23 protein-coding genes are annotated in these 24,645 nt (G+C 72.1%); 8 read left to right on the top strand and 15 right to left on the bottom strand.

What is annotated here, in order from left to right; translation table 11 throughout:
- Positions 1–303 precede the first annotated feature (303 nt).
- Positions 304–4,308 carry a type VII secretion protein EccCa gene (eccCa, locus tag ACFXGA_RS20655; protein WP_378090191.1) on the bottom strand — a complete coding sequence of 1,335 codons (4,005 nt, stop codon included), beginning with the start codon at positions 4,306–4,308 and terminating at the stop codon, positions 304–306.
- A gap of 315 nt (positions 4,309–4,623) precedes the next feature.
- Between eccCa and eccD the strand changes: the two genes are divergently transcribed.
- Both eccD and mycP read left to right on the top strand, forming a co-directional pair.
- The gene (gene eccD, locus ACFXGA_RS20650) at positions 4,624–6,018 is read left to right on the top strand and encodes a type VII secretion integral membrane protein EccD (protein WP_378090189.1); all 1,395 of its coding nucleotides are present in this window, start codon (positions 4,624–4,626) and stop codon (positions 6,016–6,018) included.
- Between the two features lie 7 nt (positions 6,019–6,025).
- The gene (mycP, locus tag ACFXGA_RS20645; RefSeq protein WP_378090187.1) at positions 6,026–7,444 is read left to right on the top strand and encodes a type VII secretion-associated serine protease mycosin; all 1,419 of its coding nucleotides are present in this window, start codon (positions 6,026–6,028) and stop codon (positions 7,442–7,444) included.
- A 135-nt stretch (positions 7,445–7,579) separates the two neighbouring features.
- Here mycP and ACFXGA_RS20640 read toward each other — a convergent pair whose 3' ends face one another.
- Genes ACFXGA_RS20640 through eccB form a run of 3 tightly spaced genes read right to left on the bottom strand, consistent with a single transcriptional unit; the run spans position 7,580 to position 10,728 of the window.
- Positions 7,580–8,665 (bottom strand): WXG100 family type VII secretion target, encoded by a 1,086-nt coding sequence (locus tag ACFXGA_RS20640; protein WP_378090185.1) that lies wholly within the window; start codon positions 8,663–8,665, stop codon positions 7,580–7,582.
- Positions 8,665–9,027 (bottom strand): hypothetical protein, encoded by a 363-nt coding sequence (locus tag ACFXGA_RS20635; RefSeq protein ID WP_378090182.1) that lies wholly within the window; start codon positions 9,025–9,027, stop codon positions 8,665–8,667. The genes ACFXGA_RS20640 and ACFXGA_RS20635 overlap by 1 nt, the downstream gene beginning before the upstream one ends.
- 57 nt (positions 9,028–9,084) lie before the next feature.
- Positions 9,085–10,728 carry a type VII secretion protein EccB gene (gene eccB, locus ACFXGA_RS20630; protein WP_378090180.1) on the bottom strand — a complete coding sequence of 548 codons (1,644 nt, stop codon included), beginning with the start codon at positions 10,726–10,728 and terminating at the stop codon, positions 9,085–9,087.
- 172 nt (positions 10,729–10,900) lie between these two features.
- Between eccB and eccE the strand changes: the two genes are divergently transcribed.
- The 4 genes from eccE (at position 10,901) to ACFXGA_RS20610 (ending at position 15,475) form a co-directional block, all read left to right on the top strand.
- Entirely contained in the window at positions 10,901–12,196 is a 1,296-nt protein-coding gene (eccE, locus tag ACFXGA_RS20625) for a type VII secretion protein EccE (protein WP_378090178.1), read from the top strand.
- A gap of 14 nt (positions 12,197–12,210) precedes the next feature.
- Positions 12,211–12,915 (top strand): hypothetical protein, encoded by a 705-nt coding sequence (locus ACFXGA_RS20620; protein ID WP_378090223.1) that lies wholly within the window; start codon positions 12,211–12,213, stop codon positions 12,913–12,915.
- A gap of 245 nt (positions 12,916–13,160) precedes the next feature.
- A complete protein-coding gene (locus ACFXGA_RS20615) occupies positions 13,161–14,723 on the top strand; it encodes a S8 family serine peptidase (RefSeq protein ID WP_378090176.1) in 1,563 nt (520 codons plus the stop codon).
- Positions 14,724–14,914: 191 nt separating this feature from the next.
- Positions 14,915–15,475 carry a Uma2 family endonuclease gene (locus ACFXGA_RS20610; RefSeq protein WP_378090174.1) on the top strand — a complete coding sequence of 187 codons (561 nt, stop codon included), beginning with the start codon at positions 14,915–14,917 and terminating at the stop codon, positions 15,473–15,475.
- Between the two features lie 3 nt (positions 15,476–15,478).
- On the opposite strand, the gene ACFXGA_RS20605 is transcribed toward ACFXGA_RS20610, so the two are convergent.
- Positions 15,479–16,546 carry a glycosyltransferase family 4 protein gene (locus tag ACFXGA_RS20605; RefSeq protein WP_378090172.1) on the bottom strand — a complete coding sequence of 356 codons (1,068 nt, stop codon included), beginning with the start codon at positions 16,544–16,546 and terminating at the stop codon, positions 15,479–15,481.
- Positions 16,547–16,596: 50 nt separating this feature from the next.
- Here ACFXGA_RS20605 and ACFXGA_RS20600 point away from each other — a divergent pair, with 50 nt between their 5' ends.
- Both ACFXGA_RS20600 and ACFXGA_RS20595 read left to right on the top strand, forming a co-directional pair.
- On the top strand, positions 16,597–17,334 hold the full coding sequence (locus ACFXGA_RS20600) for a PIG-L deacetylase family protein (RefSeq protein WP_378090170.1): 738 nt from the start codon (positions 16,597–16,599) through the stop codon (positions 17,332–17,334).
- Positions 17,331–18,269 carry a lysylphosphatidylglycerol synthase domain-containing protein gene (locus ACFXGA_RS20595; RefSeq protein ID WP_378090168.1) on the top strand — a complete coding sequence of 313 codons (939 nt, stop codon included), beginning with the start codon at positions 17,331–17,333 and terminating at the stop codon, positions 18,267–18,269. Before ACFXGA_RS20600 ends, ACFXGA_RS20595 begins: the two co-directional genes overlap by 4 nt.
- Here the strand turns inward: ACFXGA_RS20595 and truA are convergent.
- The 10 genes from truA to ACFXGA_RS20545 form a co-directional block, all read right to left on the bottom strand.
- The gene (truA, locus tag ACFXGA_RS20590; protein ID WP_378090166.1) at positions 18,235–19,026 is read right to left on the bottom strand and encodes a tRNA pseudouridine(38-40) synthase TruA; all 792 of its coding nucleotides are present in this window, start codon (positions 19,024–19,026) and stop codon (positions 18,235–18,237) included. The genes ACFXGA_RS20595 and truA overlap by 35 nt on opposite strands.
- A 59-nt stretch (positions 19,027–19,085) precedes the next feature.
- Complete coding sequence (rplQ, locus tag ACFXGA_RS20585) at positions 19,086–19,664, bottom strand: 50S ribosomal protein L17 (protein WP_378090164.1); 579 nt, start codon at positions 19,662–19,664, stop codon at positions 19,086–19,088.
- A gap of 58 nt (positions 19,665–19,722) precedes the next feature.
- Positions 19,723–20,775: a DNA-directed RNA polymerase subunit alpha gene (locus tag ACFXGA_RS20580; protein WP_378090162.1), complete on the bottom strand. Its 1,053-nt coding sequence runs from the start codon at positions 20,773–20,775 to the stop codon at positions 19,723–19,725.
- Positions 20,776–20,935: 160 nt separating this feature from the next.
- Entirely contained in the window at positions 20,936–21,541 is a 606-nt protein-coding gene (rpsD, locus tag ACFXGA_RS20575) for a 30S ribosomal protein S4 (protein WP_053718426.1), read from the bottom strand.
- A 23-nt stretch (positions 21,542–21,564) separates the two neighbouring features.
- Complete coding sequence (gene rpsK, locus ACFXGA_RS20570) at positions 21,565–21,972, bottom strand: 30S ribosomal protein S11 (protein WP_033428592.1); 408 nt, start codon at positions 21,970–21,972, stop codon at positions 21,565–21,567.
- A 37-nt stretch (positions 21,973–22,009) separates the two neighbouring features.
- Positions 22,010–22,390: a 30S ribosomal protein S13 gene (gene rpsM / locus ACFXGA_RS20565; protein ID WP_073885904.1), complete on the bottom strand. Its 381-nt coding sequence runs from the start codon at positions 22,388–22,390 to the stop codon at positions 22,010–22,012.
- Between the two features lie 221 nt (positions 22,391–22,611).
- Positions 22,612–22,725, bottom strand: coding sequence for a 50S ribosomal protein L36 (rpmJ, locus tag ACFXGA_RS20560; RefSeq protein WP_010148647.1), 114 nt, complete (start codon positions 22,723–22,725; stop codon positions 22,612–22,614).
- Between the two features lie 53 nt (positions 22,726–22,778).
- The gene (gene infA / locus ACFXGA_RS20555; RefSeq protein WP_005166804.1) at positions 22,779–23,000 is read right to left on the bottom strand and encodes a translation initiation factor IF-1; all 222 of its coding nucleotides are present in this window, start codon (positions 22,998–23,000) and stop codon (positions 22,779–22,781) included.
- A 163-nt stretch (positions 23,001–23,163) separates the two neighbouring features.
- Positions 23,164–23,646, bottom strand: a complete 483-nt coding sequence (locus ACFXGA_RS20550) for a DUF1707 domain-containing protein (RefSeq protein ID WP_378090159.1) — start codon at positions 23,644–23,646, stop codon at positions 23,164–23,166.
- Between the two features lie 34 nt (positions 23,647–23,680).
- On the bottom strand, positions 23,681–24,124 hold the full coding sequence (locus tag ACFXGA_RS20545) for a DUF1707 domain-containing protein (protein WP_378090157.1): 444 nt from the start codon (positions 24,122–24,124) through the stop codon (positions 23,681–23,683).
- Positions 24,125–24,645 lie beyond the last annotated feature (521 nt).

Below are 24,645 nucleotides of genomic sequence, written 5' to 3'. Positions count from 1 at the left end.
TGCCCGGGACCCGCGCGGTTCGAGGATCGGGGACCGCGATCGGGGCCGCGGCGCACCGGCCGAGCCGCGCCGGGCCTGAACGCGGCGGCCCTCAACGCGGCGGGCCTGGACACGGCGGGCCGGGGCGGGGCGGCTTGAGCCGAAGCGGTCGAGCCGGGCCGGGCGGGGCGCGCCGAGCCGAACCGGGGCCGGGATGCGGCCGGACCGGAAGCGGAAACCCAGGCCCGAACACCGGTCCCCCGCCCAACGCGGGAGGCCCCGCCGAAGCGGGGCCTCCCGGTGGCCGTGCGCGTCCGGACCCGGTCAGTCCGGGTCGATCCACGCGAGCTGGATCCGCTGCTGGCCCAGCTTGCGGGTGACGATCGTGCCCCGGCCCGGCGGCTGCGGCGAGGGCTTGAGGTTGCCCACGATCGACCCCTCCTCCTTCGACCCCGAACCCACCAGGATCGGCGCGGAGATCTCCTTCAGCTTGCCCAGGATCGGGTCGTACATGGCCCGCGACGCGCCACCCATGCGGCGCACCGCGACGATGTGCAGACCCACGTCCTTGGCCTGCGGGATGAACTCCGCCAGCGGCGCGAGGGGGTTCTGCCCGCCCTGCGGCGCGACCAGGTCGTAGTCGTCCACCACCACGAACAGCTCCGGGCCCTTCCACCAGGAGCGGTTCTTCAACTGCTCCTGCGTGACGTCCGGGCCGGGCAGGCGGTTCGCCATCGAGCCGCGCACGTCCTTGATCATGTCCGTGAGCTGCGCCGACGACACCGCGTAGGACAGCAGGTGATCCGTCTCGATGTAGCCGAGCATGGTGCGGCGGTAGTCGACCAGCATGATCAACGCCTCGGTCGAGGTGTAGCCGGTCATGATGCCGCGCACGATCGTGCGCAGCAGGTTGGTCTTGCCGGACTCGCCGTCGGCCAGCGCCATGAAGTGCGGGTCGGCGTCGAAGTCCAGGTACACCGGGGCCAGCTCGTCCTCGTTGACCCCGATCGGCACCAGGTGGCCGCGGTTGGGCCGCTGCTGCTGCACCTGCGCCATGAACTCGTGGTACGGCAGCAGGTCGGGCAGCAGGCGGACCTGCGGCGCGCGCTTGCCGCGCCACGCGCCGTTCACCTTGGCGATCATGTCCTGCACGCCCGCCGCCACGTTCTCCGCGTCCGACGACGCGTCGATGCGCGGCAGCGCGGTCAGGAAGTGCAGCTTCTGCGGCGACAGGCCGCGACCCGGACGGCCGGCGGGCACGTTCACCGCGACCTTGCGGTCCACCTCGGACTCGCTCGTGTCACCGAGCCGCAGCTCGAACCGGGTGCCCAGCAGGTCCTTCATCGCGGGCCGGATCTCCGCCCACCGGTTCGCGGTCACGACCACGTGCACGCCGTAGGACAGGCCCTGCGCGGCGAGCGCCTGGACCATCGGCTCCAGCGTCTCGAACTCCTGCCGGAAGTTCATCCAGCCGTCCACGACCAGGAACGCGTCGCCGAAGTTGTCGTCGCGGATCTCGCCGCGCCGCTTCCGGTTGCGGAACTCGACCATCGAGTCGATGCCCTGCGCGCGGAACCGCTGCTCGCGCTCGGCGATCAGGCCCGACAGCTCGGCCACCATCCGCCGCGCCTTGTCCACGTCCAACCGGCTGGCGAAACCGCCGACGTGCGGCAGGTTCTCCAGCGACGCGAGCGTGCCGCCGCCGAGGTCGAGGCAGTAGAACTGCGCCTCCTCCGGCGTGTGCGTCAACGCCATCGCCGTGATCATGGTGCGCAGCATCATCGACTTGCCCGACTGCGGACCGCCGACGATCGCGCCGTGGCCCGCCGCGCCGGAGAAGTCGGCCCACAGCAGGTCGCGCCGCTGCTCGAACGGCTTGTCCACCACGCCCAGCGGCACCTGGAGCTTGCCGTTGGAGAAGAACCCGGGCGGGGTCAGGCCGCGGTCCTCGGTCGGCTGCAACGGCGGCAGCAGCGTGTCCAGCGACGGCGGCTCGTTCAGCGGCGGCAGCCACACCTCGTGCGCCGGCGGCCCCTGGCCGACCAGCCGCTCGACGATGACCTCCAGCTCGGACGGCTCGTTCGAGTCCTCGTCCTTCTTCTCCTGCTTGACCGGCTCGACCGGCCGAACCGGCTCCTTCGGGATCTCGATGTAGTCCGGCACGAAGTAGCGCGGCCGCTTGTCGCTGGTCACCGGCGCGGACGGGCCCGCGACCTGCAACCCGGCGGGCCGGTACGGGCCCGACACGTACAGCGCCTTGAACCGGGTCAGCGGCGAGCCCTGCACGCCCAGGTAGCCCGAACCGGGGATGGGCGGCAGCTCGTAGGCGTCCGGCACGCCGATGGCGGCCCGCGACTCGGCGGCGGAGAACGTCTTCAGACCGATCCGGTAGGACAGGAACGTGTCCAGGCCGCGCAGCTTGCCCTCCTCCAGCCGCTGCGACGCGAGCAGCATGTGCATCTGCAGCGACCGGCCGACGCGGCCGATCTGGAGGAAGATGTCGATGAAGTCCGGCTTCGCGGTCAGCATCTCGGAGAACTCGTCGATGCAGATGAACAGCGCCGGCAGCGGGTCGAGGTCGGCGCCGTTCTCACGCGCCTTCTCGTAGTCCCAGACGTTCTTGTAGTTGCCCTTGGCCAGCACTTCCTGGCGGCGGGCCACCTCGCCCGCGATGGCGTCCTTCATGCGGTCGACCAGGGTGAGGTCGCCGGACAGGTTCGTGATGACCGCGGCGACGTGCGGGGCCTTGTCCAGGCCCAGGAACGTCGCGCCACCCTTGAAGTCGACCAGGATCATGTTGAGCGAGGTCGACGAGTGCGTGGCCAGCATGCCCAGCACCAGCGTGCGCAGGAACTCGGACTTGCCGGAACCGGTCGCGCCGATGCACAGGCCGTGCGGGCCCATGCCCTCCATCGCCGCTTCCTTGATGTCCAGCTCGACCTGCTGACCGAACTCGCCGATGCCGAACGGCACCCGGTAGCGGTCGCGCACCGGCCGGGGCCGCCACGCCGCCTGCACGTCGAACGTCATCGGGTCGCCGGGGATGCCCAGGAACTCCAGCAGCGGCGGGTTGTTGCTCATCGACAGCGGGTCCTCGTCGCTGCCGCCCGCGTCCACGCCGCCGATCCGGTACGGCGACAGCCGCCGCGCCAGCGCCTCGGCCTCGACCACGCTCAGCGAGTCCGGCGAGCCGAACCACTCGACGCCGCTCGCGCTGCGCGCGCCCAGCTTGCCGTCCTCGATCACCAGCCGCAGGCCGCGGCGGGCGGTGAGGTTGCCCAGGGACTCGGACAGGTCGAGCAGGGTGACGCCGACCAGGCCCTCCTCCAGGATGATCTGCTCCTCGCGCGTGACGTCGCCGTCGTCGATGAGGATCACCACGTGCGGCTGGTCGGCGGGCGGCGGCGCGTTGCGGGTGAACCGCTGCCGGTCGCGCAGCTGCTCGTCCAGCATCTGCTCGACCTCGGCCAGCGAGCCGGCCATCATCCGCATCTGCCCGATGCCGTCCACGATCGTCGGGTGCTGCACGTGCGGCAGCCACTTCATCCACTCCCACTCGGCCTTGGTGCGGCCGGTGGTGACGACCGCGATCAGCAGGTCGTCCGGCGAGTGGAAGGTGACCATCTGGGCCAGCAGGGCGCGGGCCAGGCCGCGCTTGTGCTCGGTGTCGCCCAGCAGGCCGACGGCGGCGAAGCCGCGCAGCGCGATGGAGATCGGCAGGTCCGGCACCAGCGAGTGGGCGCGCACGAACCGGCGCAGCGCCAGCGTCGCGATGGGCTCCAGCTCCTCGACCGGGCCGGTCTGCGGCGGCACGAGCCGGGTCGCCAGCCGCTGCGAGCCGCGGCCCGCGCGCAGGTGGCAGAAGTCGGGGTCGTTCTGCCGGCGCTCCCACATGCGCCGGGTGGTGGCCAGGGACCACAGCATCTGCGGGTCGGGGTGGACCCACTCGCGCTCGGCGCGCTGCTCGTTGGCGGCCTCGCGGGCGCGGTCCCGCATCTGGCCGAGGTACCGCAGGTAGTCCTTGCGGTCCTCGTTCATCTCGGCCTTCTTCTGGCCCTTGCCGCTGCCCATGCCGCCGGCCATCATGCCGATGGTCGACACCAGCATCATGCCCGGCATGATCATCGCCGCCGGGCTGCGATTGCTGTAGCTGAACATCAGCACCATCATGCCGACGGACGACACGATCATGACGACGGGCAGCGCCTTCATCATGATGTTGCCGGGGATGACCCGGGGGACCTCGGGCGGCGGTTCGAGGTGGACCTCACCGCCCGGCGGGCGGGGAGCAGCGAGGCGTGCCGTGCGCTTGAACTGCAGCGTGCTCACCTAACAGGCACCTCTTCAGCGTCGATCCCGTTGCGGTCCGCCCGACCCGGGCGGACCGGTGCGGACGGGGGCCACCAGCGGTGTGCGCCACCGGTCGCAACCGACACTATGGCGCATCGGCACCCCGCACGACGGGGGGTCCGGCAAATCGGCGGTCAACGTGTTGCAACGGGTTGCGCGGAACGGCGGTGCCCCGACGCCCGGTGCCCCCATACTGGGTCCGCTCCCCGAGGGGCGAGCCCGAGCACGTCCGACCGGACCAATAAGGTCGGGGCGGAACCACGCAGACACTCATCAGGACTTTAGGGGGCGCTGGTGGCGACCGGTACGACGGTGTTCAGCCGGGTGACGGTGGTTGCGCCGCGAACGCGTATCGACGTCGCGCTGCCCGCCGACGTGGCGGTGGCCGACCTGCTGCCGATGCTGCTGGACATGGCCAAGGAGGCCACTCCGGACGGTGGCGTGCGGCACGGTGGCTGGGCGCTGGCGAAGCTGGGCGACAGCCCGCTCGACCCGAGCCGCACCCTGGCCTCGCTGGGCGTGGTCGACGGCGAGCTGCTCCAGCTCCGCAAGCGCAACGAGAACCCGCCGCCCCCGCTGTACGACGACGTGGTCGACGCGATCGCCGAGTCCGACCCGGACAGCTTCCGCCCGTGGACCAAGGACACGGCGCGGCGCTACGGCCACCTCGCGGGCGCGCTGGCGCTCATCACGGCCGCGGTCGCGGTGCTGATGGCGGGCCCGTTCGCGGGCGGCTCCAGCCTCGCGCCGGCGATCTGCGCGGGCGTGGTGGCGGTCGCGGCGCTGGCCGCGGGCGCGGTCGTGGCGCGGGCCTACAACGCGACCGGCACGGGCGTGCTGATCGCCGCGGCCGGCGGCCTGCCGATGGCCTACGTCGCGGGCCTCTACATCGTGCCCGGCCCGATCGACCGGCCGAACCTGCTGCTGGCCAGCGTGCTGGTGCTGATCTTCGCCTCGGCCTCGATCATGCTGATCGGCCGGGGCATCACGGTGTTCATCGCCGCCGCCACGGCGGGCGCGCTGAGCGCCCTCGCGTTCCTCGTCGGCATCTTCGTCGACCACCCGGTGCAGGGCATCGCGGCGGCCACCGCGGCGGTCTCGCTGGCCATGCTGTCCGCGCTGCCCCGGTTGACGATCCAGCTCGCCAAGCTGCCGCTGCCGACCGTGCCGGGCAGCGCCGAGGACCTCAAGGAGGACACCGGCTTCCCGGAGTACTCCGTGATCGAGCGGCGCACCGCCAACGCGCACGAGTACCTGACCGGCATGATCATCGGCTGCGGCGGCATCGCCGCGGTGTTCGCCGTGATCGCCGCGGGCGACGGCACCATCTGGGGCCCGCTGCTGGCGATCGTGGTGACGCTCGTGCTGCTGCTGCGCGGCCGGGCCTACGCCAACGGCGCGCAGGCGGTGGCGCTGCTGGCCAGCGGCATGATCGCGGGCGCGGGCGTGCTGCTGGGGTGGCTGGTGCAGTCCTCCCCCGCGGACCGGCTGCTGTACGTGTTCGGCGCCCTCGTGGTGGTCGGCGCGGTGGCGCTGGTGCTCGGCGTGATCTTCCCCAACCAGAAGTTCTCCCCGGTGCTGCGCCGCACGGTCGACGTGCTGGAGGCCATCCTGATCGCCGCGGTGCTGCCGCTGGCGCTGGCGGTGATGGACCTGTACGTCGCCATGCGCCAGCTGATCCCCGCGTGAGGCCCTGATGCGCATCCGCAAGATCGCCGCGCTGGCCGCGGTGGCGGTCACCCTCGCGACCGCGCCGGGCGCGTACGCCCAGCCGTCCACGGACCCGGCCGCCCGGCCGAACTCGCAGCCGCCGCCGGTGGACCGGTCGTTCCTGCGGGCCCCCGAGCCGCCCAAGGAAGACGTCGACTACCAGCCGAAGACGCAGTGCATCACCTCGGGCACGGGCAACCGCCCGATCCCGAACAAGCCGTGGGGCCAGATGCAGCTGCGGCTGGAGGAGGCGCACCGCTTCGCCACCGGCAAGGACATCAAGCTCGCCATCATCGACACCGGCGTGAACAACCACCCGCGGCTGGCCGGCCGGGTCACCGCCGCCGGGGACTACGTCGAGACGGAGAAGAAGGGCGTCGACGACTGCGACGGCCACGGCACCGAGGTCGCGGGCGTGGCGGCGGCCAGCCGCGACGACGAGACCGGGTTCGTCGGGGCCGCGCCGGACGCGCAGATCCTGGCGTTCCGCCAGACCAGCAACCACTTCAAGTTCGACGACCCGGCCAAGGTCGACAACCGGTCGTCCGCGGGCAAGGTCGGCACCCTGGCGAAGGCCATCGTCTCCGCCGCCGCCCAGGGCGCGCAGGTGATCAACATCTCGCTGACCGCGTGCGACCCGCCGCGCGCGCCCAGCGACCAGGAGCGCGAGCTGCAGGCGGCGATCGACTGGGCGGTGAACGACAAGGACGTCGTCATCGTCACCGCCGCGGGCAACATCGACTCGCAGAGCGGCTGCCAGGCGCAGAACGACAACCAGGACCCGAACACGGTCAACGTGGTCGCGTCGCCGCCGTGGTACGCGGACAACGTGCTGTCCGTGGCGTCGATCAACATCGAGGGCGAGGTGTCGTCGTTCTCCGTGTGGGGCCCGTGGGTCAGCGTGGCCGCGCCGGGCGAGAACATCGTCACCCTCGACCCGAAGGGCCAGGGCCTGACCGACGCGAACTCCGACCCGAACGGGCGGCTCACCGCGATCCAGGGCACCAGCTTCGCGTCGCCCTACGTGGCGGGCGTGGCCGCGCTGGTGCGCGAGCGGTTCCCGGACCTGACCGCGCGGCAGGTGATGGACCGGATCAAGGCCACCGCGCAGCACCCCGGCAACCCGAACGGCCGCGACCACAAGGTCGGCTACGGGATGATCAACCCGGTGGCCGCGCTGACCGCCGAGCTGCCGTTCGAGCGGCCGGGCGCGAAGCCCGCGACGCCGGAGCAGCTCATCACCAACCTCGGCCCGCTCAACCCGCCGAGCAGCACGCCGATGATCGTGGCGCTGTCCGGCACGGGCGCGGGCGTCGGCCTGCTGCTGCTGACGCTGTTCATCGTGCACACCGTGAACCGCACCCGCGCCCGGCGCGTCCCGCCGCCGAAGCGCTCCCTGATCTGACCGGACACGCGGGAAGCCCCTTCCCGCGTGTCCAACGTTCAGAACGCGCGTGTCCTACGTTCGCGTCGCGTGAGTCCTACCTTCAGAACGCGTGAGTCGTACGTTCAGGACCCCTGAATTCAACGCTCAGGGCTCCTAGTCCTCGCCGAGCACCGGCGGGGCGGACTTCTTGGGCTTGCCGAACACCTGCTCGGTGGAGCCCGCCAGCTGGACCTTCGACTTGTGCTCCTTGTCGCCGCCCTGCTGGCCGCCGGCCATGCCGCCCATCATCCCGCCGGCCATCATCCCCGCGCCGCCGGCGACCGGACCGGACGGACCCGCCGCCGCGGCGGCCGCCGCCGGACGCGGACCGGCCTCCACGGGACGCGGCTCGGAGATCCCCGTCGACCCGCCCGGCTGCATCCGCTCCGCCGCGTCACCACCGGGCACGCCACCGACTGGAACGCCCCCGCCGCCCGGCACACCGCCACCGCCACCGGGCACACCACCACCGCCCGGCACGCCACCACCGGAGCCCGCACTGCCGCTCGCGGCCGGCTTCGTCTCCGCCGGCGGCGTCGGGGACGTCGTCACGGGCTCCGGCGCGGCCGGCTTCACGAGCGCGGTGGGCGACCAGTCCCGCTCCGGGTACCGGTGCTCCATCCGCACGTCGGCGAAGTCGTCCGAACCGGACACCCCCTCGCACAGCCGCAGGAACGCCTCCAGCACGTCCCGCACCGACTCGTGCAGCTCCTTCGCCGGGTCGTGCAGCTCGTCCAACGCCTCCACCACGCGCCGGTCGCCGTCCACCGGCAACGCCGCCGCGGCGGACACCGCGTCGGCCGCCTCGGCGAACACCCGGGCCATGTCCTCGACGATGACGCGCAGGCCCTCGGCGGTCTGGTCCAGCGCCTCGCCCATCGCGTGCATCGCGTCGGACAGGTCGTGCCCGGCCAGGCCGACCTTGCGCATGTGCTCCACGAACGAGTCCGCGTCCTTGCCCTGCCACGCCGAGTCCAGCTTGCCCAGCGGCTTGGTGAGGTCACGCGTCACGCGCTCGGCGACGAGCCCGGCCTCGCGCCAGCGCTCCGCCTCGTCGTGCAGGTCGTTCCACTCGCCCAGGACGGGCCTGAAGTAGTCCGCCACGAGGTCGCGCACGCCGAGCCGCCGGCTGATCCCGGACAGGTAGTCCAGCTCCGGCCCGACCTCGGCGGCGATCTGCCTGCCGTCCCTGCCCCGCATCAGCCCAACCCCGCCCGCCGGTCGACCGCCTTGATCAACGCCACCGCGTCGTCGTCCTGCACGCCGTAGTGCTCGGCCACCTCGTGCAGGCCCTTCGCCGCGGACGTGAGCACCTCGCACGCCCGGTCGAGCTGCCCGTGCAGCAGCGCCGCCGCCCGGCCGTACGCCTCGGCGCCGCGCAGCGCCCGCCCCAGCTCGCCGAAGCTCTGGGGCCGCACCGGCGCCTCGCGCAGCGCCGACCGCGCGCCGGTCAGCTCCTCGGCCGCTTCCTCGACGCGCCGGGCGTACAGCTCCAGCCAGCGCGGGTCGACCGCGACCTGCCCGCGACCGCCCGCGACCGAACCGCGTGTGACCTCGTTCACCAGGGCACCTCCCGCACCTCTGACGGAATCCGGACCACGCCGGTTCCGCCGAAGGGCTCAGCCGCCCTGCTGCCTCGTCTTCGCCTCGGGCAGCAGGCCGTTGTCCTTGGGCACCGGGATGGAGTCCCAGCTCCGCGAGGCGTCGTTGCGGTTGAGCTGCGGGCCGTTGGGCAGCAGCCGCAGGATCGACTCCGGGCCGGGTGCGAACCCGTCCGCGCCCAGGCCGAGCGCGCCCGCGGTCAGCACGTCGGGGATGCCGTACTTCACGCCACGACCGGTGATCAGGTGGATCGGGCCGCTGGCGAAGTCCTGGGTGGACGTCGCGCTGCGCACCACCGCCGCCTTGCCCGGCGCCATCGCGAACTGGCCGACGACCTCGCCGGTCGCGCCGACCTGGTTGATCTCCACCGGCACCACGCCCGACGGGATCGGCAGCGACGGCGCGATGGTGACCTTGGTGTGCTGCGACTTGTTGTCCGAGTTGACGTTCTGCGCCTGCCAGCCCAGGCAGATCACCCGGTTGTTCTGGTTGGGCTCCAGGACCTCCGGCACGTCCGGCGGGTAGTCGGCGAAGTCGAGCCGGTCGGCGGTCTGCGCGTTGTTGATCAGGGCGATGTCCACGAGCTTCGGCTCCGCGCCCTGCGCGTAGGCGGCGCGGATCAGGTCGGCCGCGGCCCGGCTGATCTTCTGCAGCCCTTCCTGCAGCGCCACGTAGAACTCGGACTCCGCGCCGGCGCGGCGGACCTCGATCACCGAGCCCACCTTGAGGTTCTCCCTGGTGATGTAGGTCACGGGCTGACCGCGGCCGGGGATGTCCGGCGCGACCAGCGGCTTGGCCTCGGGGATCGCGTTGAGCAGGCCGGCGCTGATCGCGCGCGGCTTCTTCTGGCTCAGGTTCAGCGCGGTGCGCACCTCGGCGTTGGTCAGGTCCACCTTGGCCCGCACGGTCGACGTCGAGGTGATCTTGGAGTTCACCGGGGCCTTGTAGATCAGGTACGCCTGCTTGTCGTCGGTGCCCGCGCGCACCAGCAGGGCGCGGTTGCCGTCCAGCAGCTCGCCGCCGCCGCTGTAGCCCGCGAGGACGGTGGTGGTGAACTTGCCGGGGGCCGACGGGTCGTTCAGCGACTCGTCCAGCTGCAGCGTGTCGCACACCGACCAGTCCGACCCGATCCGGTCGGCGGGCTTGGGCAGCACGTCCGGGCCGTCGGGGATGCCGGTGAGCCTGCCCTTGGGCAGCTTCGCCAACGCCTTCTCGCTGACCAGCTTGGGGTCGCCGCCCGCGGCCTGCGGGCCGCCCGCGTTGACCTGGCCCGCCGCCGCGTCACCGCCCGCGACCTGCGCCTGGCCCTTGTCCGGGTTCGACCGCTGCAACAGCAGCAGCCGCGCGGAGGCGAGGTTGGTCATCGGGATCAGCGTCTTGGTCGTGCCGACCGTGTGCACCACGTAGACCTGGCCCGTCTCCTTGGAGATGGCGATCTGCGTCTGGTCGTCGACCTGGGGGTCGGGCGAGAAGAAGCCGAAGATGAGGAACCCGATCAGACCGATCACGCCGAGCAGGACGCCCACCGCGGTCGCACGCGAGTGCGTGCGCATCGGGTCGTGCAGCATCACCGCGTCTCTGCGCACCAGGGCGGACTGCATCCGGCGCAGCACGAAGCGGTAAGCCTGGACCTGTGACTTGGTGGTGGGTGTTGATGCCATTCTCGGCTCGCTGCTCTCCCAGTCGCGGTACGGTCTGCACGATAGCCGGACGGCGGGTGGTCCGTGTGCGGGTTGGTCAGACCCGGTCGGTCCCACCCGGCGCACGCCGACGGAAAGAGAACCAGAGCGGATGTCCGTGAGCTCCCCACATCCGGGCCAACCCAACCCCGCCATGGCACGCGCGCAGGCGGCGGGCGGCGCCGTCCGCGCCGCGCTGCTCCGGGCGCGTCGCCGCACCGCAGGCGCGAGCCTGGGCGCGCTGCCGGTCGCCAACCTGGTTGTCCTCGAGGTCGGCGTCGCCGTCGGCCTGGTCCTGCTGGCGATCGGCGCCACCGGCGACGGCGTGGAGCCGGTGCCGATGTACGTCGCGGGCGGCATCGTGCTGATCGCGCTCGTCCTGGCGTTCGCCAAGTCCCGCGGCCGCTGGCTGACCCAGTGGATCGTCCTGGTGGCCCGCTACAGCTTCCGCTCGCACAGCCGCACCGCCAAGCGCACCGGCCCGGTGGAGATGAAGCCGCCGTCGGAGGAGGAGTCCTCGGTCATCGGCCCGGACGACCCGCGGGTGGCGCTGCTGCGCCTCGCGGTGCCGGACCTGGTGGTGGCGCGCGGCGTCGACCACGAGCGCCGCCCGCTGGGCATGGCGTGGCACCAGGGCGCGTGGACCGCCGTGCTGCTGGTCGACCCGGCCCCGGGCCTGATCACCGCGGTGGGCAGCGCGCCGTCGCTGCCGCTGGGCGCGCTCGCGCCGACGCTGGAGGACCGCGGCGTGGTCCTCGACGCGATCTCGGTCATCTGGCACTGCTACCCCGGCAGCGCGGCGCTGCCGGTGAACTCGCCCGCGCTCAACTCCTACCTGGAGGTGCTGGGCCCGCTGCCCGCGGCCGCCCGCCGGACCACGTGGATCGCGGTGCGGCTGGACCCGCGGCGGTGCGCGGCGGCGATCCGGGAGCGCGGCGGCGGCGTCGTGGGCGCGCACCGGGCGCTGATCGGCGCGCTGTCCCGGGTGCGCAACGCACTGGAGTCGACCGGGGTGTCGATCCGGCCGCTCGACCCGGACGAGCTGATCCGCGCGGGCATCTCGGCGGCCGAGCTGACGTCGGTGGCCGGGTCGAACAACGCGGTGTCGTTGCGGGAGAAGTGGTCCGGGGTGACGGCGGGCGGCGTCGGCCACGCCAGCTACGCGATCACCAGTTGGCCGTCCAAGGGCATGCGCAACAACCTCAACGCGCTGACCGGCGTGCGGGCGCTGTCCTCGACGCTGTCCATGACGATCTCGCCGAGCAGCGAGCAGGGCCAGGTCGGGCTGCGCGGCATGGTGCGGGTGAGCGCGCGCACGCCGTCCGAACTGGACCGCGCCGACGACCGGCTCAAGGCGTTGGCCGACAAGCTCGACATCACGCTGACCCCGTTGAACGGCCTGCAGGTCGCCGGGCTGGCCGCGACGCTGCCCCTCGGAGGTGTGGCGTGAGCAACTCCCGGTTGATGGACTCGCAGGGCCGGGGCGTGGCGCCGGAGTTCCTGGTGTCGCCGCAACTGCTGGACGTGGTGAGCCCGTCGGGCGACCGCGGCGGCATGGTGCTCGGCTCGGGTCTGCAGGGCGAGCCCCTGACGATCTCCGTGCTGCGGTCCGCGCCGACCCGCATGGTCGTGGTCGGCGGGCTGTACCTGGCGCGGCAGATCGCGTTGCGGGCGATGGCGACGGGCGCGTGGATCACCATCGCGACGGGCCGCCCGGCGGCCTGGCAGCCGGTGGTGCGCGCGGCGGGCGCGGGCCCGGACGGCCGCCCCTCGCCGCTCGTGCAGCTGCGCCGGCTCAGCCCGGTCGAGCTGCCGCGGCCGTCGGAGGACAGCCCGCTGCTCGTCGTGCACGACGGCGGCCACGTGCCGCAGGAGCTGTTCCCGCCGCGGTCGCCGTGGCAGACCACGATGTACGTCCTGCCCTATTTGCACCCCCAGGCGGCGACGACCGCGAATTCCGCGGACCTCGTGCTGCTGCAACGGCTGCCGGTCGGGCAGGCGCAGTTGGCGAGCCAGATCTGGCGGCTGCCGCCGCAGATGGCGCACCAGCTCACCACGCTCAAGGACGACCAGGTGATCGCGCTCGGCACGAACCTCTGGCGGCCCCTGCGCCTCGTCACCACCCCCGGTGAGCAGCAGATCCTCGGAGCGGTCCGGCGCGGCGACTGACGCCGCGCGCCCACCGCGCCATGCCCTCGGACGACGTCCGGGGGCATATTTTTTCGCCCCGGTCCAGTCACTCTCCGCAGCATTCCATTCACAGCACGAATAAAACTGTGGAGGAGCCATTCGTCGGTTGTTCCGCGCAAATCGTTGCGCCCCACCCGCGCGGCGAACTAGGAACAACTCACCGTGTCCGGTCGGTCGCGGGGGCGACACGGCGACCGGGCACCCACCCTGCGAAGAGGAGTGCCATGGGAGACGTTCGCACGTCCTGGACGAGACGGCTGGCCGGTGTCGGGCTGGCCACGGGCACGGCGTTCGCGGTCACGGCCGCGCTGACCACCTTCACCTCCACCGCCGCGGAGGGCCGGATCCTCGGGGCCGACGCGCCCAACGCGGTCAAGGACAGCTACATCGTCGTGCTCAAGGACGTGAGCACCAGCGGCGTCGGCGCGCTGAGCGCCAAGTACCAGGCGAACGTCAAGCACACGTACACCAGCGCGTTGCGCGGCTTCTCGGCCACCATGACCGAGGCGCAGGCCCGCAAGCTGGCCGCCGACCCGTCGGTGTCGTACGTGCAGCAGGACGGCGAGGTCCGGATCTCCGCCACGCAGACGCCGACCCCGTCGTGGGGCCTGGACCGGATCGACCAGGCCGCGCTGCCGCTGGACAACTCCTACACCTACCCGAACGAGGGTGAGGGCGTCACCGCCTACATCATCGACACGGGCATCCGGTTCTCGCACAGCGACTTCGGCGGCCGGGCCGTGAGCGGCCGCGACACCGTCGACAACGACAACGACTCCACCGACTGCAACGGCCACGGCACGCACGTCGCCGGCACGGTCGCGGGCACGAAGCACGGCGTGGCCAAGAAGGCCAAGCTGGTCGGCGTCCGGGTGCTGAACTGCGCGGGCTCCGGCACGTACGCGGGCGTCATCGCGGGCATCGACTGGGTCACCGCGAACGCGGTCAAGCCGGCCGTGGCCAACATGTCCCTCGGCGGCGGCGCGGACGCCACGGTCGACCAGGCCGTGCGCAACTCCATCGCCTCGGGCGTGACCTACGGCCTCGCCGCGGGCAACGACAACGGCGCCAACGCCTGCAACACGTCCCCGGCGCGCACGCTGGAGGCGATCACGGTCGGCTCCACGACCAACACCGACGCCCGCTCGTCGTTCTCCAACGTCGGCACCTGCCTCGACATCTTCGCGCCGGGCTCCTCGATCACCTCCGCGTGGTACACCAACGACACCGCCACCAACACGATCAGCGGCACGTCCATGGCCACCCCGCACGTGGTCGGCGCGGCGGCGGTCTACCTGGCCGCCAACCCCACCGCCACGCCGCAGCAGGTGCGCGACGCCCTGGTCAACGGCGCCACGAACGGCGTGGTCGGCAGCCCCGGCACCGGGTCGCCCAACAAGCTGCTGCGCCTGGTCGGCGACTCCACCCCGCCGCCCGGCGGCTGCCCGGCCAAGACCAACGCGACCGACGTGGCCGTGCCGGACCTGGGCACCGCGTCCAGCCCGATCACGGTGACCGACTGCGGCGGCAAGGCCGGTTCGGCGGCCACCGTCGAGGTGCACGTCAAGCACACGTACCGCGGTGACCTGGCCATCGACCTGATCACGCCGAGCGGCGTGGTCAAGCAGCTCAAGGTCACGTCCGGCACCGACAGCGCGGACAACGTGGACGCCACGTACACGCTGAACCTGTCGGCGGAGAACGCCAACGGCACCTGGCAGCTGCGCGTGCGCGACGCGTACAGCCAGGACACCGGCTACATCGACAGCTGGACCCTCGACCTGTAACCGGTCGTCCGGTCCGGCCCCGCGCAGCGGCCCCTCACCACTTCCGCCGGTGAGGGGCCGCTCCGCGTTTCACCTGATCAGGGTCGGTATCGCCCCGGTGGGACTGTGGCAGGGTCATAATCGTGTCGATCCTGGAGGTGGACGTAGTGTCCGCAGCTCTGCATGAAGACCCCCAGCCGCGGAAGGGTCCGATGATCGGCCCGTACACGATCGAACACTGGCTGGACCTGCCCCCTTCGGAGGACGGGTCACGCACCGAGCTGATCTTTGGACACCTTCACGTGACTCCTGCGCCGTCCGGCGAACACCAGTACGTGGCCGGCAACCTGATCCACCCGCTCAAGGTCGCCCTCGCCGCCGGTGGTCGCCCCGACCTCTACGTCGTCCCCGCGGTGAACGTGAAGATCGCCTCGGCGTGGCGCATCGGGCTGATCCCGGACATCGTGGTCCTGAACCAGCAGCCCAGCGGCGTGATCTTCCCACCGGAAGCCGTCGTCGTGGCGGTCGAGATCTGGTCACCCGGCAACCAGCGGGCCGAGAGGGAGACGAAGACCCTCGCGTACGCCGAAGCCCGGGTCCCGTTCCTGTGGACGATCGAGCAGGCGAGCAAGTTCCACGGTTGGCGGCTCACGGCGCACCGGCTCACCGGCGAGGAGTACGTCGCGGAGAACGTGCTGGAGGCGGGAACCCCGGCGACCATCACCGCCGCGCCGGTGCCGATCACGCTGGACTTGGCCGACCTGACCTTCTGACCCTCACACCCGCGCCGCGCACGACCGCAGCGCCTCCAGCACGCGCGGCCACGTGCAGTGGGTCGGCACGGTCGCCCGGTTGTGCGCCGCGATCCTCAGCCGCTCCTCCCGGTCGGTCGCCAGGCGGGCGATCCCCGCGGCCAGGTCGTCGGTCAGCAGCCCCTCCACGCCGTCGCGCACGAAGTCCGCCACACCGGTCCCCGGCCGCGCGACCACCGGCACCCCGGCCGTCCGCGCCTCCAGCGCCGCCAGCCCGAACGCCTCCTGCGACGCCGCGTTCACGAACACGTCCGCGTCGGCCAGCAGGCCACCCACCTGCCGGCGGTCCAGCCGACCGGGCAGGCCGACCCACCCCAGGCCGTGCCGCTCCACGTACCGCCGCAACGCCGGCATCTCCGGCCCCGCCCCGGCCAGCGTCGCCCGCAGCGGCACGTCCGCCGACACCGCCCGCAACGCCCGCAGCAGGGCCATCGGCTCCTTGCGCGCCGCGAGCCTGCCCACCGACACCACGTGCACCGCCCCGTCCCGCCGCCGCCCCGGGAGCCCCCGCCACCGCTCCGGCGCGATCCCGTTCGGCACCACCGCCACCGCCACCCCGGGCGCCGCGGCACGCACCCGCTCCGCCGCCGCCCGGCTCACCGCCGCCACCGCGAGCCGCGCCGTGCTCCACGACCCCAGCCGGTCCAGCACCCGGTAGCACCACCGCACCACCGGGTCCCACATGCTGTGCACCACGACCACCGTCGGCAGGCCCAGCCGCACCGCCGACCGCACCCCCGCCCACGCGAACGGCGAGATCGCGCCCACGTGCACGTGGACCACCGACGGCGACAGCGACCCGATCAGCCGGTGGAGGTGCGCCCCGGCCCGCGGGTGCACCGGCAGCTCCCACGGCAGCCGCACCGCGACCGGGTGCACCGAGTAGCCGTCGCCGGGCCGCGCGAGCCTGGTCGCGGTGATCACGTGCACGTCCTCGCCGCCCGACGCCTGCTCGGCGGCCAGCCCGGCGACCTGGACCTCGATCCCGCCCAGCCGGGGCAGGAAGCAATCGGTGACGTGGATCGTGGACAACTCCGCCTCCCGTCAAGCCGCCGAACGGACCAACTGACACTCTGGCACCCGTGAGCCGAACGTGCGTCTTCTTCCACGCCCACCCCGACGACGAAGCGCTGCTGACCGGCGGCACGATGGCGCGCCTGGCCCGCGCGGGCCACCGCGTGGTGCTGGTCGTCGCCACCGCGGGCGAACGGGGCCTGAGCGACCGGAGATCCGACCTCGGCGCGGTCCGCACCCGCGAGGCCCACGCGTCGGCACGGCTCCTCGGCTGCGCCCGGGTCGAACTGCTCGGCTACCCCGACTCGGGGCTGGAGGGCGGTCCGGGGTTCGCCCGCGCCGACGTGGGCGAAGCCGCCGAGCGGCTGGCCGAGCTGCTGCACGAGGAGCGCGCCGACCTGCTGACCACCTACGACCCCCGCGGCGGCTACGGCCACCCCGACCACGTCCAGGTGCACCGGGTCGGCGCGCTGGCCGCCGAACTCGCCGGCACGCCCCGCGTGTGGGAGGCGACGGTCGACCGGACGTGGCTGCTGCGCGGCCTGCGGCTGGCCCGCCTGGTCCGCCGGTTCGACCTCGCCCCGTTCGAGCACGCCTACACCGCACGCCACGAGATCACCCACACGGTGGACGTCCGGCGGTACGCGCGCGTGAAGCGGGCGGCCATGGCGGCGCACGCCACGCAGACCACCGGCGGTGAGTCGACCCGCACCCTCGCCGCCCTGCTCAAGCTCCCGCCGCCGGTGTTCGACGTCGTCCTGGGCACCGAGTGGTACGTCGAGCGCAAACGATTGCGAGCCCGGTGAGGCGGTGGCCGCGCGTCCTCGCGTCGCTGGCGTCACTGGGGCTGGCGGCGTGGCTGGTGGTGGCGCTCGTGCCCGCGGTGGGCGGGGTGGCGTGGTCCGCCGTCGGCGCACGGTTGCGGGACGTCGGGGTCGGCACCGCGCTGTGGTTGACGGCGCTGTGGCTCGCCGGGCTCTGGGCCTACACCTTCGTGCTGACCGCCTCGCTGCCCGGCCTGCGGCACACCCAGGCGTTCGGCCTGAACGCGGCGGGCAGCGCGGTCAGCAACGTGCTGCCGTTCGGCGGCGCGGTCGGGGTGGCGGTGACCGCGGCGATGGCGTCGAGCTGGGGCCACTCGGCGAGGGCGATCACCACGTCGGCGATCGTCACCGGCCTGTGGAACGCGGCGTCACGGACGGCGCTGCCGCTGCTCGCGCTGGCCGTGCAGGGCGCGGTCGTGCTCGGCGACGGCGTCCTGGCCGCGACGGTGGCGGCGGCCGTCGCGCTGGCGGCGGCCGTGGCGGTGCTGCTGCGCCTGCGGTGGCTGGGGAGGGTCCTCGGCGGGCGCGCCACCCGGTTCCTGCTGCGGCTGCGCCGGCAGACCGGGCACGTCATCCGGCAGGGCTGGCGGCGGATGACCCTCGGCATGCTCGGCTACCTGCTGCTCCAGGGCGTCCTGCTGTGGTGGTGCCTGGCCGCCGCGGGCGTGCACCTCGGGCTCGGGCCGACCGTCGCGGCGTTCGCGGTGAGCCGGCTGCTCACGCTGGTCGTGATCACACCGGGCGGGTTCGGCGTCAGCGAGAACGGCACCATCGCGCTGCTGGTCGGCCTGGGCACGCCCGCCGCGCCCGCCGTGGCGGGCGTGCTGCTGTTCGCGTTCTACACGTACCTGGTGGAGATCCCGCTGGGCGGCGCGGTCTGGCTCACGTGGTCGGCGCGGCACGCACGTTCCGGGTGACCGCGGCCCGCGCGGCCAGCTCGTCGTCGGCCGGGTAGTCGACCCGGACCAGCGACAACCCGTGCGCCGGCGCCACCGCGACCTCGCTCGACCGCCCGGTCAGCGACAGCAGCGACGCGGGCCAGCCCACCGGCTTGCGGCCCTCGCCCACCGCGAGCAGCGCGCCGACCAGGCTGCGCACCATCGAGTGGCAGAACGCGTCGGCGGACACGTGCGCGGTCAGCACGTCGCCGTCGCGCACCCACTCCAGGCGTTGCAGCTCGCGGATCGTGGTCGCGCCCTCGCGCCGCTTGCAGAACGCGCAGAAGTCCCGTTCGCCCAGCAGCAGCCGCGACGCCTCGTTCAACGCGTCGAGGTCCAGCGGGCGCGGCCAGGCCAGCGTGTCCAGCCGGCGCAGCGGGTGCGCACCGAACGGGGCGTCGGTGACCCGGTACTCGTAGTGCCGGCGCAGCGCGGCGAACCGCGCGTCGAACTCGGCGGGCACGACCCGCGCGGAGAACACCCGCACGTCGGCCGGCAGGGCCCGCGCCAGGCGCCTCGGCAGGCCCGCGACGTCCACCGACACGGGCAGGTCCGCGTGCGCCACCTGCCCCGACGCGTGCACGCCCGCGTCCGTGCGGCCCGCCACGGTGAGCTGCACGTCCTCGCGCAGCACCGTCGACAGGGTGTCCTCCAGCACCCCGCACACCGTGCGGCGGCCCGGCTGCCGGGCCCACCCGGAGAACCCCGTGCCGTCGTAGCCCAGGTCCAATCGCACACGAACGAGCCCGTCGTCCCCAGCGGGAACGACGGGCTCGTCGGTGAAGTGCGCGTCCGTCAGGACTCGTCCTTCTTGTCCTCGGCCTTCGGGGCCTCCGCGGAAGCGTCGTCGGCGCCCTCGGCGGGCTCCTCCGTCGCGTCCTTGGTCGCCGACTCGGGCGCCTCGGCGTCCTGGTCCGGCACGTCCTCGGACTTCGTCTCCGCGGGCTCGACCGCCTTCGGGGCCTCGTCCTTGGCGAACTTGGTCTTGCGGGCGCGCTCCGCCTCGGAGGTGACGGTCTTCTCCGCGACCAGCTCGATCACGGCCATGGGGGCGTTGTCGCCCTTGCGCGGCAGCGTCTTGGTGATGCGGGTGTAACCACCGGGGCGGTCGGCGAACTGCGGGCCGATCTCGGCGAACAGCTTGTGCACGATGTCCTTGTCACGGATGACCTTGAGGATCTCGCGACGGTTGTGCAGGTCGCCGACCTTCGCCTTGCTGATCAGCTTCTCGGCGTACGGGCGCAGCCGCTTCGCCTTGGCCTCGGTGGTCGTGATCCGACCGTGGGTGAACAGGGACGTGGCCAGGTTGGCCAGCATCAGCCGCTCATGGGCCGGCGAGCCCCCGAGACGGGGTCCCTTCGTGGGGGTGGGCATCGAATTGCTCCTCGGATTTCTTTCTGATCCTCTGCTCCGGCCCGGCCGCTCAGCGGCCTCAGAGCTGCTCGGTCTCCGCGTAGTCCTGGCCGTCGTCGTGGGTGTCCACGGCGGTGTCCGCACCCCAGCCCTCGGTGGGGTAGTCGGAGGCGGCGGCCGAGGGGTCGAACCCGGGAGGGCTGTCCTTCAGCGCGAGGCCGAGGCCGACGAGCTTCATCTTGACCTCGTCGATCGACTTGGCGCCGAAGTTGCGGATGTCCAGCAGGTCCGCCTCGCTGCGCGAGACCAGCTCGCCCACGGTGTGGATGCCCTCGCGCTTGAGGCAGTTGTAGGACCGGACGGTGAGGTCCAGGTCCTCGATCGGCATCGCGAACGCCGCGATGGTGTCCGCCTCGGCGGGCGAGGGGCCGATCTCGATGCCCTCGGCGTCGACGTTCAGCTCGCGGGCGAGGCCGAACAGCTCGACCAGCGTCTTGCCGGCCGACGCGACGGCGTCGCGCGGCGTGATCGACGGCTTGGTCTCGACGTCGAGGATCAGCTTGTCGAAGTCGGTCCGCTGCTCGACACGGGTGGCCTCGACCTTGTAGGTCACCTTCATGACGGGCGAGTAGATCGAGTCGACGGGGATGCGGCCGATCTCGGCGCCGGCCTGCTTGTTCTGCACGGCGGGGACGTAGCCGCGACCGCGCTCGACCACGAGCTCGATCTCCAGCTTGCCCTTGCCGTTCAGGGTGGCGATGTGCAGGTCGGGGTTGTGCACGGTGACACCGGCCGGGGGCACGATGTCGCCGGCGGTCACCGCGCCCGGCCCCTGCTTGCGCAGGTACATGGTCACCGGCTCGTCCTCCTCGGAGCTGACGACCAGCTCCTTGAGGTTGAGGATGATGTCGGTGACGTCCTCCTTCACGCCGGGGACGGTCGTGAACTCGTGCAGCACGCCGTCGATGCGGATGCTGGTCACGGCCGCGCCGGGGATGGACGACAGCAGGGTGCGGCGGATGGAGTTGCCGAGGGTGTAGCCGAAGCCCGGCTCCAGCGGCTCGATGACGAACCGGGAACGGGTCTCGTTGACCGCTTCCTCGCTGAGCGAGGGACGCTGGGAAATCAGCACTGGGTTCTTCCTCTCTGACCCCGACGCCCGCTATTTGACGTCGTGGGAACCGGTCGCGGAGACCGGCGAACGCGTTCGGCACACCATTCCGTGCCGTCGCGGGACCCGACCGGTGGGACGGCCCCGGGGATCGCTCCCCCGGACCGCCCCGCCGGGAGGATCACTTCGAGTAGAGCTCGACGATGAGCTGCTCGGTGACGGGCGTGTCGATCTGCGCCCGCTCCGGGAGCTGGTGCACCAGGATGCGCAGGTTGGACTGCACGACCTGGAGCCACGCCGGGATCGGCCGGTCGCCGAAGGAAGCGCGCGCGGCCTCGAAGGGCAGCGTGGGCAGCGACTTCGGCTTCACGTCGATGATGTCGAACTTCGACACCCGGAAGCTCGGGATGTTGACCTTCTGGCCGTTCACGATGAAGTGACCGTGGCTGACCAGCTGGCGGGCCTGGCGGCGGGTGCGCGCGAGACCCGCGCGGTACACGACGTTGTCCAGCCGGGACTCCAGGATCTGGAGCAGGTTCTCACCGGTCTTGCCGGGGCGGCGGACCGCTTCCTCGTAGTAGCGCCGGAACTGCTTCTCCAGCACGCCGTACGTGTAGCGGGCCTTCTGCTTCTCCTGGAGCTGGAGCAGGTACTCCGACTCCTTGATCCGACCGCGGCCGTGCTGGCCGGGCGGGTAAGGACGACGCTCGAACGCCTGGTCCCCGCCGACGAGGTCGACCTTGAGACGGCGCGAGATGCGAGTGGCCGGTCCGGTGTAGCGAGCCATGTTGTCTTACTCCTCCCCGTGCCTCAGACCCGGCGCCGCTTGGGCGGGCGGCAGCCGTTGTGGGGCTGCGGGGTCACGTCCTGGATGGTGCCGACCTCGAGACCGGCGGCCTGCAGCGAACGGATCGCGGTCTCGCGGCCGGAGCCCGGACCCTTCACGAACACGTCCACCTTGCGCATGCCGTGCTCGGCGGCCTTGCGGGCGGCGTTCTCGGCGGCCATCTGCGCGGCGAACGGCGTGGACTTGCGGGAGCCCTTGAAGCCGACGTGGCCGGCGGACGCCCAGCTGATCACGTTCCCCATCGGGTCCGTGATGGACACGATGGTGTTGTTGAACGTGCTCTTGATGTGCGCCTGGCCGTGCGAGACGTTCTTCTTCTCCTTGCGCCGGACCTTCTTGACCCCGGCGCCCTGGCGGGACTTGGGTGGCATTTCTGGGTGAACTCCTACTGGCTAGAGACGCGAGGTCTTACTTCTTCCCGGCCTTCTTCTTGCCGGCGACGGTCTTCTTCGGACCCTTACGAGTGCGCGCGTTCGTCTTGGTGCGCTGCCCGCGGACGGGCAGGTTGCGACGGTGGCGCAGCCCCTCGTAGCAGCCGATTTCCATCTTCCGGCGGATGTCGGCCTGAACCTCGCGGCGGAGGTCACCCTCGACCTTGAAGTTGTTCTCGATGTAGTCCCGCAGCTTCGCCAGGTCGTCGTCGCCGAGGTCCTTCACCCGGATGTCCGGGGAGATCTCGGTGGCGGTCAGCAGCTCCTTCGAGCGCGTGCGACCGATGCCGAAGATGTAGGTGAGCGCGATCTCCAACCGCTTCTCGCGGGGGAGGTCGACGCCAGCGAGTCGTGCCATACGGCGCTTGCTCCTAACAGTGGTGTCGCTCCAGGTCTGCTCCTCGCCCGATCCCGGGACTGACTCGCTGTGTCAGTTCCGGTCGCTCTCACGACCGGTGTCCCGGCCCCGGCCTGGAGTCCGGGGGTGTGCCCCACCGGTCGTGCCGGTGGGACAGGTGCGAAGAGGCTTACTCGGTGTCGCGTCCGTGGAAGACTCGACTCGTGCCGGCTGTGCTCCGCTCAGCCCTGGCGCTGCTTGTGGCGCAGGTTCTCGCAGATCACCATGACCCGGCCGTGGCGGCGGATCACCTTGCACTTGTCGCAGATCTTCTTGACGCTCGGCTGGACCTTCACGCCTGAGCTTCTCCTGCGTCAGCCGGTGCGCCCGTGCTGGGGCGCGCCGGAGGTCACTTGTAGCGGTAGACGATGCGCCCGCGGGACAGGTCGTAGGGCGAGAGCTCCACGACAACCCGGTCCTCAGGGAGGATGCGGATGTAGTGCTGACGCATCTTGCCGCTGATGTGTGCCAGGACCTTGTGACCGTTCTCCAACTCGACGCGGAACATCGCGTTGGGGAGCGGCTCGACTACGCGGCCCTCGACCTCAATGGCCCCGTCCTTCTTGCCCATGTCCTCCGCGTTTCGTGACGGTGGGTGTTACTTCCGGAGTGCGGGCACGCGGCACCCCGACTCCTCAAGGCCCTTGCGAACCCCTGCCACCGTCCGGGAGTCGGCACTCCCGGGCATGACGGAACCGGCGCGACGTGTGCGCCACCTGTCCATCGTACGCGCGTCAGCTCGAACGCCCAAATCGGCCCAGGCGGCCGGCCAGCAGCAGGGCCCCCCAGGGCACCGCCACCCACAGCCACCACGGGTAGAGGACCTCGCCGAGGACCAGGCTCAGGACGCCCCAGACGAGGAAGTTGACCGTGCTCGCGGCGACCCAGGCGGTGGTCAGGCCCTTGGCGACGGTGCGGGACGGGCGCGGGTCGGCGGGCGTGGCGGTCGTCGGCGTGGCGGTCGTCGGTGTGGCGGTCGTCGGTGTGACGGTGGTCGGGGGTGCGGTGGCGGTCGGGGGTGCGGTGGGTGTGACCGGGTCGATGGGCAGGTCGGCGGTGAGGGCGGCGAGGTCGGCGTACGTGCGGGCCTCGTGGACGGCGCGGGTGCGCTCGTCGAACTCGGTCAGGGTGAGCCTGCCCTCGGTGTGGGCGCGGATCAGCTCCGCGGCGACCGCCGCCCGGTCGTTGTCACTCGCTCGGATGAAGGACTCCGGCACGCGCGCCTCCCCTCGCCGGTCGATGGTAACAGCGTTACGGCTTCGGCTTCCGGTCGCCGTTGGTGCTGACCCAGATGACGCCGAGCACCGCGCCCGGTGGGACGGCGACCCACAGGAACCACGGGTGCACCAGGCCGTCGCCGCCGAGGAGGCTCACGAGCAGCCAGAGGGCGAAGTTGAGGACGCTGATGCTCAGCCAGATCGTCGTGAGGACCTTCAGCGCCTTGCGGCCGTTGCCGGTCTTCTTCGGTGTCGGGACGGCGACCTGGGCGGGTGGCGTGGGGTGCACGGTCGGCAGGTCCGCGGTCAGGGCGGCCAGTTCGCCCCTCGTCTTGGCCTGCCAGGCGCGTGCCACCCTGGCGTCGAACTCGGCCAGGTCGAGGCTGCCGTCGGCGTGGGCGCGGTGCAGCGACTGCTGGACCAGTTCGCGCTCGGCGTCGGAGGCCCGCATGTCCTCGGGGCGCACAGGCTGGGTCACCCGTCAATCCTGGCCGGGTCGGGGCGGTCGGGGAAGGGGGGTTAGCCCCCGGTTGCGGTCCCCCGAATGGCCGGTCTGGGGGGACTGGGGACGAGTTGGGCGGCGGGTAGTGGCGAAAAGACCACAAGCGTCCTCGCCGGACGGGCAGATCAGCAGGATGGACAACCCCGCCCGGATCCCCCTGTTGGGTTGTGGGTCCGGGTTTCGTGCCATCCCACCGACCTCCCGAAGGGCTACCACACGCGTCAAGGGGGCGACATCAGCGCACGACCAGGCAAAACCTGCACAACGCCCCCTTGACACGTGCGGTAGGGCTGCGCCAGGTCGGCGGGATGACACGAAGCCCTCCCTTTGTGGAGAAAGGCCCGCACGCACCGCGTAACGCGGCTGGCGAGCCGCCCCCAGTGCGAGGGCTCTTTCCCCACAAAAGGAGGGGGCCGTGTCATCCCGCCGACCTGGCAACGCCCAACCGCGCGTGTCAAGGGGGCACCGACGGTGCCCACAGCCACGATGGGCCGGAA

The sequence above is a fragment of the Actinosynnema sp. NPDC059335 genome (genome assembly GCF_042752395.1).
Classification (GTDB): domain Bacteria; phylum Actinomycetota; class Actinomycetes; order Mycobacteriales; family Pseudonocardiaceae; genus Actinosynnema.
Note: the sequence above shows the minus strand (reverse complement) of the source record. Positions and strands in the feature narration are given on the sequence as shown.